Here is a 15,677-nt window from a genome sequence, read left to right as displayed (position 1 = left end):
ACACAAAAAAGCCAGACACCTAAGTATCTGGCTTTTTGATATTTTTAGACGATTAATGAATCAATGATTTTAATCGTCCAATCTAACCATATTACGAGTTATTACCACGGTTGCCACCGTTTGAACGACCTTGACCACGGCTGTCAGAACGACCTGCTGGACGGCCTTGGCTGCCACTTGGACGACCGCGACCACTTGCAGCACGCTCACCACGTGGAACGCCATTGCTATCACCACGGCTTGGGCCACCAGTACGCTTTCCTTGATACGGCTTGCCACCTGAACGCTCATTTGGTTTGCCAGATGAATCGCGTGACTTACCTTGATAACCGCTATCGTTGCTAGCACGTTGACCAGTTGGTGCGCTGTCGCTTGAACGACCACGGCCTTGACCGCCGCCATTAGAACGACCTGCATAACCACCGCTTGAACGACCACGGCCTTGACCACCGCCGTTAGAGCGTCCACGACCACGGCCACGGCCTTTACCTTTGTTTTCACTAGGTACATAAGTCTTCTTAGGCTCCATACCTTCGATGACACATACTTCCATCTTACGATCTAGATAGCGGTTGATGGCTGCTAGCTGTGGACGATCGTCCATGCTACATAAGCTGATAGCAACACCAGTACGACCAGCACGGCCACAACGACCGATACGGTGGACGTAGTCTTCAGTCTGACGTGGTAGGTCATAGTTGATAACGTGTGAAATAGCTGGTACATCTAGACCACGTGCAGCAACGTCAGTCGCTACTAGGATTTTACATTTGCCATTACGTAAGTCTTGAACGATACGGTTACGCTTGCTTTGTGGCAAGTCCCCATGTAGGAAGCTTGCTTTATGGCCCGCTTCTTGTAGCTGTTTTGCTAGCTTCTCAGTACTGCGCTTAGTTGCAGCAAAAATAATGATTTGATCCATTTCTTTTTGGCAAACGATTTTGTCAAGTAAACGGTTTTTATGATCAAAATCATCACAGTAGTACACTTTTTCTTCGATGTGTGCAGATTCTACTTTAATAGATACGCGCTCAGGATTCTTAGTGAAACTGGCAGCGATTTTACCTACTGGGCCATCCCAAGTCGCTGAACACATGATTGTTTGACGATCGACTGGTGCTGCACGGAGAATATCACTGATATCATCAGCAAAACCCATATCTAGCATACGGTCAGCTTCATCAAGTACTAGTACTTCTAGGTTTGATAAATCAACGCGGCCCGCATTGATATGGTCAAGTAGACGACCAGGAGTCGCAACGATTACTTGAACACCCTTTCTCAAAGCAGTGATCTGACCGTTGTACGGTGCGCCGCCAACTAGTGGTACACAGAATAGACCACGCATGTCTTTAGAGTAAGTGCGCACGCTGTCATGCACTTGCTGAGCAAGCTCACGTGTTGGCGTTAGGATAAGTGCTTTGGTTAGTTTGTCAAAGCTAGTTGCACGGCTCAAACGGTCAAGTACAGGGATAACAAATGCCGCTGTTTTACCACTACCCGTTTGCGCTGACAACAACAGGTCACGTCCGGCTAAAGCGAAAGGAATGGCTTGTTCTTGGATAGGTGTTGGATTGGTATAACCACTACGATCAAGCGCAGTAAGAATTGGCTTAGCAATACCAAGATCAGTAAAAGTGGTTTTGTTTTCTTCAGTGGCGTCAGTAGCAGCCGCTTGAGTATCAGTGTTTGGAGTATCGGTGTTTTCGATGATGCCGTTTTCAGCGGCGATAGTAGATAAGATGTCAGTCATAGGAATCCTTGGTAAGTATAAGCTGCTGTAAATTCAGCAAACTTGATGCATACCACTGATAACCGTTCACCACGCTGCTCTTATTAGCATTACCGAACAATATAAAATTGTCGATAATTAGAAACCAAGCCAATAGAGCTTAGCGTCTTTACAATAAATGCGTTCGTGCTGTCTGACGTATTTTGGTGGTAGTGCCGAGTGTCTTATCCTTGCTTGATATACGCGCATTATCAATGCTTTGTCCAAAGCAGATAAAGGCAAACAGCAACCAATCTAAACCCATTTTTTGGGCTAGTAGATAAGATATGAGTCAAAAATAACTGATTTTTTGAAAGGTTATTTAAGTACACAAAATCATCGGCAACAATTACTTATGGTCATCCTAGACCCAAAATCGCAGGCGATGTTATCAATCTCATAATTCACGAAAGCCTAAGCTAACGTGGCGACGTAGTATAGCACAATAAAAAATTATATCTAGCCATTTCTTTGGTTATGGGTGAGATAGTGCGTTACTCATATAAAAACCCAGCCTACTTTGACTATATTTCTTTCAACTGATATTCAACGAACAAGAGGCTCGCTGGTCACACATTAGCGCACCATTTTGACTTCAGTGACATAGGTAGGCAGTTGCCATGCCCCGCCCACCTCGATTAAACGGCAAAGCCCTGTGGTGCTTTCATGACTTTTTTCAAATGCACGGCCCGTCCAAAGCCAATCCGTTTTGCTCATGCAATCACCAATACCGCGACCTTTTTGTACAGAGGTAAGCTTGCCTTTATCGTAGCTAGTAGCACTGGTCGTCACTAACACCGGCTTATAAGGTTTACTGTCATTGATCACCCAAGCTCCTGCGCCAGAGTTATAAGCGCTTGTCCAGCACCCATGTTGCGCCAATAGTTGCGAGCCATTTAGACGACTGATACGCCAAGGTGATTTATCTGATAAGTTGGGACAAACATTGTCTGCATCTTTCATCGTACCTTTTACCAACGATGCCAATTGAGAAGACTGCATCACAAACTTTTTGTCATTGCTATCGTCAGCTTTGGCACTCGGCAAAACAAACCGTAGTACTGGCGCGGCTTTGGGAGGTAGTATACCGCCACTTGACTTAACAGCAGCGTCATTTTTAATAAAAGCACTTGAGGTACCAACACGGCCTTGAAACTCGTCTGCTTTTAGCATCGCAGCACTAGCACCTTTGTCAGAGACCTGCCAACGTGAATTACGTAAGGTTAGCGTAATCTTGCTAGACTTGGTCAAAGCTTCTAACAATGCATTTACCTGTGTTTGAGTAAGCTCAGCATTACCTGCGGCGGCTGAGTATGGCTTAGTCTCACCATAGTCTTTGTCATTAATAAACAATGAGATACGATGACGGTTGCCGAGCTGCATTAAGGCTTTAGACGAGCTATCCTTAGCCCCGCCAAGCTTTACTTTACCATCCACACCAGCATTCGCACCTGCGCGGCGTACGAGCAATATAGAAACCGGAAACTCGCTGTTGTTCTCTGCTTGATAACCTGCTAACCGGCACGTACGCGTATTATCACAGGCGACTTGCCAGTCTTGACTAGTAAATTCAGTTGATGTACTCGCTATACTAGTAGTACTAAATAAAGCTGTGCTAAGCGCTACAAATACAGGTAGTAATATTTCATTTTTCATCATAAAGGTGGGTTTTTCTTTTATTTTTTTAGGTATATTTTCTGAATAATACTCTATAGGGATGTTTTTTAGATTTTCATTAAATTGGGCACTATTATCATATATATTTGAATAGGTATTTGACCTGCTAGCAATAGTTAAAACAGCGCCCCTTAATAGCGACGTATCGTTTATATAATTATGGTCTTTCATAATCATCACCTTTCAGTAGAAAAAGTACAAACACCTGTCTATTGTAATGGTGCTCGGCTATCTTAACGCACTAGTGTTTCTATCTGTTATTCTAATGTAGCATTATGTAAATCTTATAGGAAGACCAAAAAGTAATTATATTCGTTTTTACAAATACAAATATAAAGGCTGATAAATGATAATTTATCAGCCTTACTACTCTATTTATGCTTTATTGTTATATCAAATCATATTGAGTATTTGGATTAGTCGATTGGTTTTAGCTCTAGCTCTACCGCCCGTTTAACTGCAGGACGTTCAGCAATTTTCTTGGCCCAACGCTGTAAGTGTTTATAGTCTTCTACTTGTAAGAATTCTGCTGCATCATAGAGCTTTCCTAATGCCAGCTGGCCATACCAAGACCAGACAATCATATCTGCAATGTTGTAATCAGACTCATCGTTGCCGCACAGATACTCGTAATCTTTTAGGTGCGTATCTAATACATCGAGCTGACGCTTTGTTTCCATGGTATAGCGGTTAATGGGATACTCTAGAGGTTCAGGCGCATAGGCATAAAAGTGTCCAAAGCCACCACCTAAGAAAGGTGCGCTACCCATTTGCCACATAATCCAAGACAAGCAATCTGCTCTCGCTTTGCCAGTAGTCGATGGAAGAAATTTATCAAATTTTTCTGCTAAATACATCAAGATTGCGCCCGACTCAAAGAGTGCTATTGGCTCCCCAGCTGTATCATCAGAATGATCGACCAAAGCTGGAATCTTTGAATTGGGGTTTATCTCTACAAACCCTGAACCAAACTGCTCTCCTTCAGAAATATCGATTTTGTAGGCATCATATGCAGCCCTCTCAACACCAAGCTCGGCCAGCTCTTCTAGTAGTATATTTACCTTGACGCCATTTGGCGTATTTAATGAGTACAGCTGTAACGGAGCATCACCAACAGGCAGCTCTTTATCATAGCGAGCACCAGACGTTGGACTATTAATACTGGCAAACTTGCCGCCGCTATCTTTGTCTTGCGTCCAAACTTTGGGTGGTACGTATTTATTATTATCCTGACTCATAGTCTCTCCTCGATTTATATTTATGACTGTCGCGAATGTTTACTATAACGAGAACTCATGATGATATTAAAGCTCTCTCTTGTAATCAATGTTGTGTTTCTACTGCTAAAGTAAAAGAAGATGTGCTATCAGTACTCAACAGCTTTTTTGTCTAATTTCATCTCTTGGCATTTTTATTAGCTACTCTTTGCATTGCTGTCTTAGATTAGGGCGTGTTGAACATTCAAATGTGGTGCTGGCAGTGACTATTTTTTAGACAATATGCAGTGAAATTTTTGATGCCTAGTCATTCTAGGTGAAACAATTTCGCCATATATTGGCAAAAAAGAGTACTGCCCTGAAAGGCTGATGCTAAAATCACCCCAAACGTCGTTACAAGCCTAGTTAAGGTCTCGACATTATCGTCGGCTTGCGCCTAGTTTGGTGAAATTTTAGCGATCAGCAGCCCTAATATTTGAATGTTCAACACGCCCTAATTACTTTGAGTCACTTTTATTATAGGTCAGGCTTTCTTATACTACTCAGTTTGCATAGTGATCTGCTCGCAAATCCGCTATTTTCTTACTTCATAACGAGACGTTCAATGGGACTCACATGGTAACGCTCACCCCGACTCAAGATAAATACCTACCTTACGTACTAGCGGTAGCGCTATTTATGCAAATTTTAGACGCTACTATTTTGAACACCTCATTGCCACAAATGGCACAAGCACTAGGTGAGTCACCACTAAAAATGCAGTGGGCCGTCATCAGCTATGCATTAACTCTGGCGATTTTTATCCCTATCAGTGGTTTTTTAGCAGATAAATATGGCACGCGCCGCGTATTTTTGTCCGCGGTTATTATTTTTTGTGTTGGCTCATTACTGTGCGCTGCGTCGCAAACATTAGATTTTTTGGTTGCCTCACGTGTGGTACAGGGTATTGGCGGTGCCATGATGACGCCTGTCGCTCGTTTGATATTGGTCAAGTCTTATCCGCGCAATAAGCTGCTCACTGTGATGAATTTTGCCGTGATACCTGCGTTGGTTGCGCCACTAGTCGGTCCAGTATTGGGTGGCTATATCGTGCAGTATGCTAGCTGGCATTGGATATTCTTGATTAATATTCCAATGGGTGTGGCAGGTTTTATCATGGGCAAAAAGCTGGTACCAGCACTATTTGAAGATACCAAGCGCCTTGATTGGACAGGGTTTGCATTGTTTGCCGCAGCTGCTTGCGGATTCACACTGGCTGTCGAGTTTGGTTCACAGACGGGTCGCGGAATTTATGGTTTGTTGCTCGGGTTAGGCGCAAGTCTATTGATCGGCGCGTATGTCTGGCATGCCAAACGACGAGCAGCTCCACTGTTTCCACTTAGTTTGTTTGACATTCGCACTTTTCGAATTGGTATTACCGGCAATTTATTCACGCGGCTTGGTATCAGTGCAGTGCCATTTTTACTGCCGTTACTACTACAAGTGGTATTTGAATACTCGCCTTCGCAGGCAGGTTGGTTGCTTGCCCCGATTGCGGTTGGTGCTATAGGGATTAAACCTTGGGTCAGTAAGATTATTCAGCGTTTCAGCTATCGTAAGGTTTTGGTCTACAATACTTTGTTTATGGGCTCGCTTATCATCGTACTAGCACAGTTTAATGATGCCTCACAGTGGCTATGGTTTATACCTATCTTGACCATTATGGGTGCGTGCAACTCTATGCAGTTCAGTGCGATGAATACGATTACGATTGGCGATTTACAGGGTACACAGACTAGTAGCGGCAATAGTTTGATGGCGGTTAATCAGCAGTTAGCGATTAGCTTTGGTATTGCCTTTGGTGCTGCTGTGTTGAATCTATTACGTGAGCGCCTGCAAATGGATACGTTATTAGCGTTCCAAACCACTTATTGGATATTGGGTATTTTAACCATTCTCTCAGGGCTTTATTTCCTACGTTTAAAACCTGAGGATGGTCGCGGTTTGTACTAGAGCGTACTTTTAATCGAGACAAGTTTTCTATTAAGTGAGATTTTACATACGACACGTCTCTACTTTGTATAGACAGAAAAAAAGCCAGTATGCGATTGAGTTGTCAATCATATACTGGCTTTTTTGTCATGACTCACACTAATGGTGAATACGACTATGCGTCATCATCACTCATTTGCGATTGGATATAACGCTCTACACCAATACTTTCGATCAAATCTTGCTGCGTCTCTAACCAATCGTCATACTCTTCATTGCCATCTTTTAGCGTGACTAATAGCTGGCGAGAGACATAGTCAGACTTAGTCTCACACAATGTGATAGCATCAGTAATGATATCGAACTTTTGTCTCTCAAGACGTAGATTACACTCGATGATTTCTGGTACATCTTCGCCGACCAGTACCTTACCTAGCTCTTGCAAGTTTGGCAAACCGCCTAGCAGCAAGATACGAGCGATTAAATCGTCTGACCATTTCATCTCAGCAATAGATTGCTTATATAATGAATCATTAAGCGCTTCTAGACCCCAATGACGTGCAATACGTGCATGCAAAAAATATTGGTTAATGGCAATCAATGACTGCCCAAGTACTTTGTTTAACGCGCGAATGACTTCTTTATCCCCTGTCATTACCTTTCTCCTTTAATCTTTATTATTTATGCTAAATACTGTGAATGTTATTCATACGTTGGATGATATCAAACAAGATTAGGAGCAACTTCAGCCACTTGGCTTTGTAGGTAGTTCGGTAGACCGATCATGTCGATGAGACGAAGTTGTTGCTCAAGCCAATGCGCATGATCTTCTTCTGTATCTTTCAATTGTTCAACCAGCATCTCACGCGTGACATAGTCATGTTCTGCTTCGCATAGCGCGATACCTTCTTTTAGATGCTTTTGTACTTGGTACTCTAAATCCAAGTCAAACTGCAACATCTCAGGGACGGTAGTACCGATATGGATAGCATCGACAGACATTTTTGGCGTGCCACTTAGCATCAAAATACGACGAATAATATTCTGTGCGTGTAGCGTTTCGTCTTCCATCTCATGATGGATACGGTCGTATAACTTGCCGTAGTGCCACTCAGCATACATTTCCGAATGGATAAAATATTGGTCACGAGCGGCAAGCTCACCACCTAGTAAAAAATTCAAATAATCAATGACTTTCTGGCTACCTATCATAACGCGTACTCCCCTATTTATTTCTACAGATCAAAATACATCCAAAATTTATTATATATGGATAGCATAATTGGCAAACTGATCAGTAAAAATTAAAATCAATAAAACGGCTTATAATCTTAGGTAAATATAGTAGCATACAGACGCAATATAGGGTGTAACGTTATGAACTAAGAATAAGATGCTAATTGAGAATCATAATTAGCTACAACTGGCAGGAGACTATTCAACATAGATTATGTTGGTGCAGGAGTGAGGTTACACGAACGCTTGCATCCTACCCTTTATATAGAGTAAATAAGGTTGGATGCAAAATACTGAATATAATTTGTCGTGTTAGGTTTTGTTGTACTAGATAGTGAGAACGTGTGATTAACGGTGTTTAAACAGCATACGCTAGATTATCGAGTTTTGCATGGTGTTCGTCTAAGTAGTCGTTGACCATCGGTTCACAACAGCCACAACAAGTTGCTACGTCAAGGGTATCTTTTAGACCATCGAGTGTATCAACACCTGTAGCGATAGCGGCTTTGATTTGTTTTTCTTTTACGTTGTTACAGATACATACGTACATGGACTGCTCCTCGGCATACTACTATTCGATAATAACGACATACGACACTTATATAAAAAACCTTTCTAGTAAGTGCCATTAATAAACGAATAATTTACTATTTTCTAGCCATTGAAAATTATTAATTTGAATCACGTTTGTTCCTTGCAGTATAATAACGATAATTATTATCATTTTCAATAACATTCGACATATTTATTAGTCGTAGCAGTATCTTTTTATAACAATCATTTTATTTGTGTAAGTAGATATAAGCGTGCATGTAACCGAATATTATAAAAGGTAGTAAATTGACGATGAACTGTAAATTTGCTTATTTTTTAATCGATTTTGTAGATAACTGCTGTTATATTAAACCCCTATTAACGAAGCCCATTGGAATGCTCCTATGTCTGATAATAATCTTATGATACGACCTATCGATTTATTTAAAGTCCTATCTGATCCGACACGCCTAAAAATATTTCAAATTCTTTTTAAAAAAGAAGCACGTTGCGTGGGTGATTTGGTAGATACGCTTGATCAACCACAACCAACGATATCACGACACCTAAACCATTTGAAAAAACTGGGTATTTTAAGCTGTGTGCGTGACGGTACCTGGATGTGGTATGAAGTTGCTGATGATTTACCAGATTGGTGTCAAGATATTTTAGACATCACCTACGAGCAAATCTCTTCTAAGGCGACCAATAGAGACGTATCAGACCTTGCGTAGATACTGTTGTCCGTTTAGATATTTGACTGCATTTCATTAAAAATGCTTGAAAAAATAAATCTGCGGCAAAGCACTAAACAAAAAAAGACCTACTCGCGTAGGTCTTTTTTTTTGGCTTAAACATTGATATTTAGACACAAATTGATTTAGGTCAAGTGCTTATACAAGGTCTAAGAAATCGCTGATAAAGGTATTGGCAGGATTGTGTATCAATTCCTCTGACGTTCCTACCTGCTCTACTCGGCCCTGATTCATCACAACAATCTCATCTGATACTGCACGTGCTTCTTCTTGATCGTGTGTCACCATGATGCTGGTGATACCAAGCTCGTGATGAATGTTCTTTAGCCATGTGCGTAGCTCTTTACGTACTTTAGCATCCAGTGCCCCAAATGGTTCATCTAGCAGCAATAGTTTTGGTTTGACTGCAAGCGCTCTTGCCAGTGCAATCCTTTGACGTTGACCACCTGATAATTGATGTGGATAAGCATTGGCAACTTGCGGTAGCTGTACCAGATCTAATAGCTCTGCCACGCGTTTGTTAATATCAGCTTTACTAGGTCGCTCGTTTTTTGGCAACAGGGTCAGACCAAACGCCACATTGTCTGCGATATTTTTATGACGGAATAAGGCATAGTGCTGAAACATAAAACCAATATGGCGCTTTTGTACAGGTGTATTGGTGACATCTAACTCATCAAACAATACCTGCCCAGAGTCGGCATATTCCAAACCCGCGATAATACGTAGCAAAGTAGTCTTACCGCAGCCTGATGGACCTAGTAACGTTGTCAGTTTACCGGTTGGCACAGTGATATTGATATTGTCTAAAGCCGTAAAACTACCGAATTTTTTGTTAACGTTGCGAATTTCAATACTCATAATCGTATCTCTTATTATATCTTTTGTAGTATCGTGGCAAGTAGCTTGGTAGCAATTGCATCAATAGTATTAACATCATTTATTCAGATAATGGCAGTTATACCTTGCCAGTACTTTCAGCGCTTGTCGAGTCAGTGTCTGCCGTTGCATTAGCACTCACTGGCAGTTCAGGTGCGCTAGCGAGCCGATCAGACTTGGCAAATTTACGCTCTTGCATCTTGGTCATGACTTGCTGAATGAGTAGCGTTACTAAGGCGAGCGCCGCTAATATGCTCGATAAGGCAAACGCGGCGGTAAAGTTATAATCGTTATAGGCAATCTCAACCAGTAACGGCATAGTATTGGTCTCGCCGCGAATGTGACCAGATACCACACTGACAGCGCCAAACTCACCCATCGCACGCGCATTGGTCAAAATCAAACCATATAGCAGCGCCCATTTAATATTAGGCAGTGTCACATGCCAAAAGGTCTGCCAACCAGTCGCACCTAAAGTTAACGCTGCTTGCTCCTCAGAGTCGCCTTGAGTTTGCATCAAAGGAATCAACTCACGTGCAACAAACGGAAAGGTCACAAACAACGTCGCTAAAATGATGCCAGGTACCGCATAAATTACTTGGAAGCCTATACTCTCAAGCCAGCCGCCGATCGTAGAGTTCAGTCCAAACAGCAGCACAAACATCAAACCGGCAACAACTGGTGATACCGAAAATGGTAAATCAAGCAAAGTGGTGACTAGCTGCTTACCTTTAAACTGATAGCGCGTGACTAACCATGCAATCGCAATACCCATTACCATATTAATCGGCAAAACAATGGCTGCGGTAATCAACGTAAGCTTAATTGCTTGTAGTGCTTCAGGATCGACCAATGAGGCAAGATATAACTGCCAGCCGTTTTTAAAGGCTTCATAAAATACGGCAAGCAATGGCACTACCAGCATCAAGACCATAAACAGTACAGCAATAACAATAAAGGTGCGGCGTATCCACGGGGTATCTTTAGTCGCTGCATTTTTTTGGTAGTCGTAGCTATTAGATATTTGCATATTAGCGAGCTCCTACACGGCGCGACAGTTTCCACTGCATGACATTAATGGTCAACAAGATGACAAACGATATGAGCAGCATAAATAATGCGACTGCAGAAGCACCTTGGATATCAAATTGCTCAAGCTTACTGATAATGATTAGCGGCAAAATCTCAGACTGCATCGGGATATTACCTGCGATAAAGATAACCGAGCCATACTCACCAGTGGCACGGGCAAACATCATACCCGCCCCCATTAATAAAGCAGGCAACAACTCTGGCAAAATCACTTTACGAAAAGTCGTCAAACGATTGGCACCCAGTACCGCAGCCGCTTCCTCAAATTCAACTGATAGCTCAGCGAGTACTGGTTGCACTGCGCGGACAATAAAAGGAAAGCTGACGACAACCAATGCTAGCCAAATACCTATCGGCGTAAAGGCGACTTGGATATCGAACTTAGCAAACCATTGACCAATCAAGCCATTAGGCGCATATAGAGTCGCAAGTGAGATACCTGTGACTGCCGTTGGCAATGCAAATGGCAAATCGACTAAGGCATTAATTAATGATTTACCCCAAAATTCGTAACGGACAAGCACCCATGCAACCAGCGTACCAAATACCATATTAGTCAGCATCGCCAAAAACGACATCCATAAGCTCAGTTTGATAGCAGCAGTGACTTGTGGCTGAGTAATGGTTTCCCAAAACCCAGTCCATCCCATCTGTGTCGTGGTATAGGCCATCATGGCAAACGGTAGGACTACCAGTAATGACAAGCTAAAAACAGTGATACCCATGCTCAGACCGAACCCAGGTAGCACATTGCGCTGACGCAAACGGGTCAGCCAACCTTTTTTGTTGCTGGGTTTACTGGCAGGAGAAGATGTTGCACTCATAGTGGTGTCCTATTGCCTAACTGATGGTACTTAGCGAGGGTGCTCACTGTAAGACCATTATTACCATTGTTATCAAAATTATTATTGGTCGGCTTATGATATAAAGGACATAGTGCGTACGACCATGTCCTTTATGGGTGCTTCATGACTGACTGCGCCAAACATTATTAATCCGTTTCATTAGCGCAGTAGCTGTTCTAACAACTCAGCAAGCGATTACTGAGGCGTATTGATTGCTAACTGGTCAAACACACCGCCATCACTGAAGTAAGTGCTCATAATTTCATCCCATGTGCCAAAGGCATCGTTCGGACGAAAAGTCTCAACAGGTGGTAATTTGTCACCATTTTTCTCAAGTACGCTTTGGACACTAGGACGCAAGTATAGGTCAGCTGCTAGCTGCTGAGCAGGCTCACTCCATAAGTAATCAAGATATGCTTTGGCAGCGTCTGTGGTGCCTTTTTTGTCTGTTACCGTCTTCACAACAGCAACAGGACTTTCTGACTTGATCGAATATTTTGGATAAACGATGTCTACTTGACCAGCACCAAAATCAGTCGCGGCAAGGTTGGCTTCGTTTTCAAAAGTGACTAAGACATCACCGATACCGCGCTGTACGAAAGTTGTCGTTGCGGCACGCCCGCCGTTTTCATAGACTTTGACATTGCTTAGCATGTCTTTTACGTAGCCTTTAGCTTTTGTTTCATCTTGATTAAAAGCATGTAGACCATAGCCGTAAGCTCCTAAGAACGCATAACGCCCGTTACCCGTCACTTTTGGATTGGCCATCACAGTCTCAATACCGTCTTTGGTCAAGTCTTCCCAGTCTTTGATATTTTTTGGATTGTCTTTACGTACCAAAAATACGATCGTACTAGTGAATGGCACCGCGTTGTCTGGGAATTTGCTCTCCCAATCTGATTCAACCAAACCTTTTTTCTCAAGTAGTTCAATATCAGAGCCTTGGTTCATGGTGGCAACATCCGCTTGCAGACCGTTAGCAACAGACAATGCTTGCTTACTTGAGCCGCCATGTGACTGTTTGATTAGGATATTGCTGTCTGGATTTTCCGCTTTATAGTGCTCAACAAACAATGGGTTGTAGTCTTTATAGAAATCACGTGCCACATCGTATGAGACATTGAGTAGCTCGATATCTTGCCCTTCTGTCGTCGCTGAGCCGTCAGCTGCGGTATCAGTGGTCTCACTATTGCTACAGCCGGCCAAACCAAGTGTTAAAGCAACACCAGCAATACTTAAAGCACTAAGGGTTTTACTTTTTTGTTGATAACGAGCTACGTCTGTCATAAATACCTCAAAGATGTCTGTTATGTAATTCAAGTATGCTAACAGCGCCATCTTATTATGTTTAATGATGAATATGCGTATGTTATTGCCAAAAGGGAATAACCAAAAAACAAAGCGAGACATATCAATAAGTTGTTAAATATTTTATATGTATAACTGGCTGTTTACTTACTAATGGTTTTAATATTGGTATGCGCTCTACCTATCTACCTATCTTGTTCGCGCTTCACTGAATGTCGCCAAGATAGATAGTTCTATATACTAGAAACTAATAGCTATTTAGTGCTCGCCAGCTGATCAAAGCGGCCACCATCGACAAAAAATTCATCCATGATTTGGTTCCATGAGCCAAAGACCGTCACAGGATCAAACGTCTCGATGTCAGGTAAGGTGTCTTTGTGAGCAGCTAAGACTTGCTCGTCATTTGGACGCATGTACATTTCTGCTAAGAGTTCTTGTGCAGGTTTGTCCCACAAGCCCTTCAGATAAGCATTTGCTGCTTTCGTCTTGCCAGATTTTTCAGTCACTGCCGTGACAACTGCTACTGGGTTTGCAATCGTAATAGAGTAGCTTGGGTAGACAATATCAACTTTACCTTTTGCAAACTGTTTGGCCGTCAAATGCGCTTCATTTTCAGTGGTAATCAATACATCACCTAGACCTCGCTGAGTGAAGCTGGTCGTTGCAGCACGTGCCCCATTGTCATAAGTGACCACGTTTGCTAGCAGTTTCTTAATAAGGCCATTGGTTTTAGTCGGGTTTTCACTACTATTTTCTTTAAACTGATGTAGCCCGTAGCCATAGGCGCCTAAGAAGGCATAACGTGCTGTACCACTGGTCTTGGGATTAGGGATGACGACCTCGACATCATTGCGTGCCAAGTCTGACCAATCTTTGATATTTTTTGGATTACCCGTACGAACCAGTAGCACCATGGTACTGGTATAAGGTATAGCCCCATTGGGTAACGCTTGTTGCCAATCAGTGCCTACTAAGCCTTTTTCAACCAATAAATTCATGTCAGTTTCTTGATTGAAAGTAACCACGTCAGCCTGCAAACCATTGGCCACAGACAATGCTTGCTTACTTGAGCCACCATGCGATTGGTTAACCTTTACCTCGCTGTTTGGATGAGTTTTGAGATACTCGGTGCCAAACAGTTCGTTATAGTCTCGATAAAAATCGCGGGACACATCATAAGAGACGTTAAGTAGTTTGATATCTTGGCTCTCGCCACTGATACTATTTGCTATGTTATCTTGTGTTGCTTCTGTTGGGCTACAGCCTGTCAGTATGATCGCTGCTGCGAGCATACTGCTTGTGGCAAGTACACGCGCTGTCAACTGCTTAGGGTTTGTTAACTGGATGCTAGCAATGCTTACTTGTTGGAATTTTTTCTGCATGATGCTCTCGATAAAAATAATATAAGCGTTTTTTCGAAACCTTGACTAGTATCACAAGGCCGATAATCTTCTACACTTAGTAAGTTTCGCGTCAACTTTTTTGATTCCAGTTGTCGGGATGATGAAAATCATGCTAGCAGCATAAATTACAAACGCTTAGTGACGAATTCGCTTATCGAATAGTCATGTTGGCATAAGTGATACTAGCCATCGTTTTGCACCATCAAGAATAAAACGGGTTGAATAACTGCTGGTAGGTTTATTAAGTAGACTATGATTTGGGTAGGCTGTACCATTATTTGTACGTCATAAGGTTTGCATAGTAGTAAAATGATAAAAGTATCATCTCGCTACTATGCAAACCTTACCCTCCTACTTGACCAAAGGCCCATATATGACTCTTTCATACCGTCAATTTCGTCCTGTTATAGGGCTAATAATGATGACCTCTACCCTAGCTGCTTTAACAGGCTGTAATAGCGTATTGCCCACTGTGAATAGCGCTCATCACAGCATGGTCGAATCAGTTTCCACTACAGCATCTGACTTGCCAGCTAATCAAAGTAATGTCTTGAGTGACAATGTTTTAGTAGATACGGTTTCAATAGACAAAGTTTCAGCAGATTATGCTACTGCAGGCTACGACAAGCGTGCGCAAGGCTATGATTGGGTGGGCGTGATGGTACGAGCAGAGAGTGATCGCCAAATTGACATAAAGGTTCGTTCACGCAGTGATATTAAAAAACCTACTTGTCATTTCGATGGTAAAGCGACATTAGTAGGCCAAGATACCGCTCACGGTACAATTTTTCAGACAAAGGTAAATGACAGCATCGCCTTTTTTCAATTTAAAGACGACACCCTCATCATCGACAGCCCAGACAAGTATGCATTGAACTATTTTTGCTTAGGTGGTGGCTCGCTTGCTGGTGAATATAAAAAATTGGCAAAAGACTTAGAGGTTTAATAGTCAGCGCTCGCATGTGTTAGAGCGTATTTTTATTTTAAAA

Annotated in this window: 14 protein-coding genes; 3 read left to right on the top strand and 11 right to left on the bottom strand. The window is 42.3% G+C overall.

Annotated features, from left to right (window positions below; translation table 11 throughout):
* Positions 1-91 precede the first annotated feature (91 nt).
* From ACT3QN_RS08780 to yghU, 3 genes are all read right to left on the bottom strand, one after another.
* Positions 92-1,753, bottom strand: a complete 1,662-nt coding sequence (locus ACT3QN_RS08780; protein ID WP_444522572.1) for a DEAD/DEAH box helicase — start codon at positions 1,751-1,753, stop codon at positions 92-94.
* Between the two features lie 594 nt (positions 1,754-2,347).
* Positions 2,348-3,430 carry a DUF1176 domain-containing protein gene (locus ACT3QN_RS08775; protein WP_444522573.1) on the bottom strand — a complete coding sequence of 361 codons (1,083 nt, stop codon included), beginning with the start codon at positions 3,428-3,430 and terminating at the stop codon, positions 2,348-2,350.
* Positions 3,431-3,864: 434 nt separating this feature from the next.
* Complete coding sequence (gene yghU, locus ACT3QN_RS08770; RefSeq protein ID WP_444522574.1) at positions 3,865-4,686, bottom strand: glutathione-dependent disulfide-bond oxidoreductase; 822 nt, start codon at positions 4,684-4,686, stop codon at positions 3,865-3,867.
* A 594-nt stretch (positions 4,687-5,280) separates the two neighbouring features.
* On the opposite strand from yghU, the gene ACT3QN_RS08765 reads away from it, so the two are divergent.
* Positions 5,281-6,657: a DHA2 family efflux MFS transporter permease subunit gene (locus ACT3QN_RS08765; RefSeq protein WP_444522575.1), complete on the top strand. Its 1,377-nt coding sequence runs from the start codon at positions 5,281-5,283 to the stop codon at positions 6,655-6,657.
* 154 nt (positions 6,658-6,811) lie between these two features.
* Here ACT3QN_RS08765 and bfr (ACT3QN_RS08760) read toward each other — a convergent pair whose 3' ends face one another.
* From bfr (ACT3QN_RS08760) to ACT3QN_RS08750, 3 genes are all read right to left on the bottom strand, one after another.
* Positions 6,812-7,291 carry a bacterioferritin gene (bfr, locus tag ACT3QN_RS08760; RefSeq protein ID WP_444522576.1) on the bottom strand — a complete coding sequence of 160 codons (480 nt, stop codon included), beginning with the start codon at positions 7,289-7,291 and terminating at the stop codon, positions 6,812-6,814.
* Between the two features lie 68 nt (positions 7,292-7,359).
* On the bottom strand, positions 7,360-7,848 hold the full coding sequence (bfr, locus tag ACT3QN_RS08755) for a bacterioferritin (RefSeq protein WP_444522577.1): 489 nt from the start codon (positions 7,846-7,848) through the stop codon (positions 7,360-7,362).
* A gap of 382 nt (positions 7,849-8,230) precedes the next feature.
* Entirely contained in the window at positions 8,231-8,422 is a 192-nt protein-coding gene (locus tag ACT3QN_RS08750) for a (2Fe-2S)-binding protein (RefSeq protein ID WP_444520815.1), read from the bottom strand.
* A 388-nt stretch (positions 8,423-8,810) separates the two neighbouring features.
* On the opposite strand from ACT3QN_RS08750, the gene ACT3QN_RS08745 reads away from it, so the two are divergent.
* Complete coding sequence (locus ACT3QN_RS08745; protein ID WP_444522578.1) at positions 8,811-9,140, top strand: ArsR/SmtB family transcription factor; 330 nt, start codon at positions 8,811-8,813, stop codon at positions 9,138-9,140.
* 159 nt (positions 9,141-9,299) lie between these two features.
* Here ACT3QN_RS08745 and ACT3QN_RS08740 read toward each other — a convergent pair whose 3' ends face one another.
* From ACT3QN_RS08740 to ACT3QN_RS08720, 5 genes are all read right to left on the bottom strand, one after another.
* Positions 9,300-10,022, bottom strand: coding sequence for a sulfate/molybdate ABC transporter ATP-binding protein (locus ACT3QN_RS08740; protein WP_444522579.1), 723 nt, complete (start codon positions 10,020-10,022; stop codon positions 9,300-9,302).
* A 97-nt stretch (positions 10,023-10,119) separates the two neighbouring features.
* Positions 10,120-11,070: a sulfate ABC transporter permease subunit CysW gene (gene cysW, locus ACT3QN_RS08735; RefSeq protein ID WP_444522580.1), complete on the bottom strand. Its 951-nt coding sequence runs from the start codon at positions 11,068-11,070 to the stop codon at positions 10,120-10,122.
* Position 11,071: 1 nt separating this feature from the next.
* Complete coding sequence (gene cysT / locus ACT3QN_RS08730) at positions 11,072-11,956, bottom strand: sulfate ABC transporter permease subunit CysT (protein WP_444522581.1); 885 nt, start codon at positions 11,954-11,956, stop codon at positions 11,072-11,074.
* A 216-nt stretch (positions 11,957-12,172) separates the two neighbouring features.
* Positions 12,173-13,264 carry a sulfate ABC transporter substrate-binding protein gene (locus tag ACT3QN_RS08725; RefSeq protein WP_444529173.1) on the bottom strand — a complete coding sequence of 364 codons (1,092 nt, stop codon included), beginning with the start codon at positions 13,262-13,264 and terminating at the stop codon, positions 12,173-12,175.
* 275 nt (positions 13,265-13,539) lie between these two features.
* Positions 13,540-14,577: a sulfate ABC transporter substrate-binding protein gene (locus tag ACT3QN_RS08720; protein ID WP_444520841.1), complete on the bottom strand. Its 1,038-nt coding sequence runs from the start codon at positions 14,575-14,577 to the stop codon at positions 13,540-13,542.
* Between the two features lie 529 nt (positions 14,578-15,106).
* On the opposite strand from ACT3QN_RS08720, the gene ACT3QN_RS08715 reads away from it, so the two are divergent.
* A complete protein-coding gene (locus ACT3QN_RS08715; RefSeq protein ID WP_444522583.1) occupies positions 15,107-15,634 on the top strand; it encodes a hypothetical protein in 528 nt (175 codons plus the stop codon).
* Positions 15,635-15,677: the final 43 nt, after the last annotated feature.

Origin of the sequence: Psychrobacter sp. AOP7-C1-14, assembly GCF_052376135.1 — a bacterium.
Classification (GTDB): Bacteria; Pseudomonadota; Gammaproteobacteria; order Pseudomonadales; family Moraxellaceae; genus Psychrobacter.
This window is presented reverse-complemented; position numbering and strand designations above follow the sequence as displayed.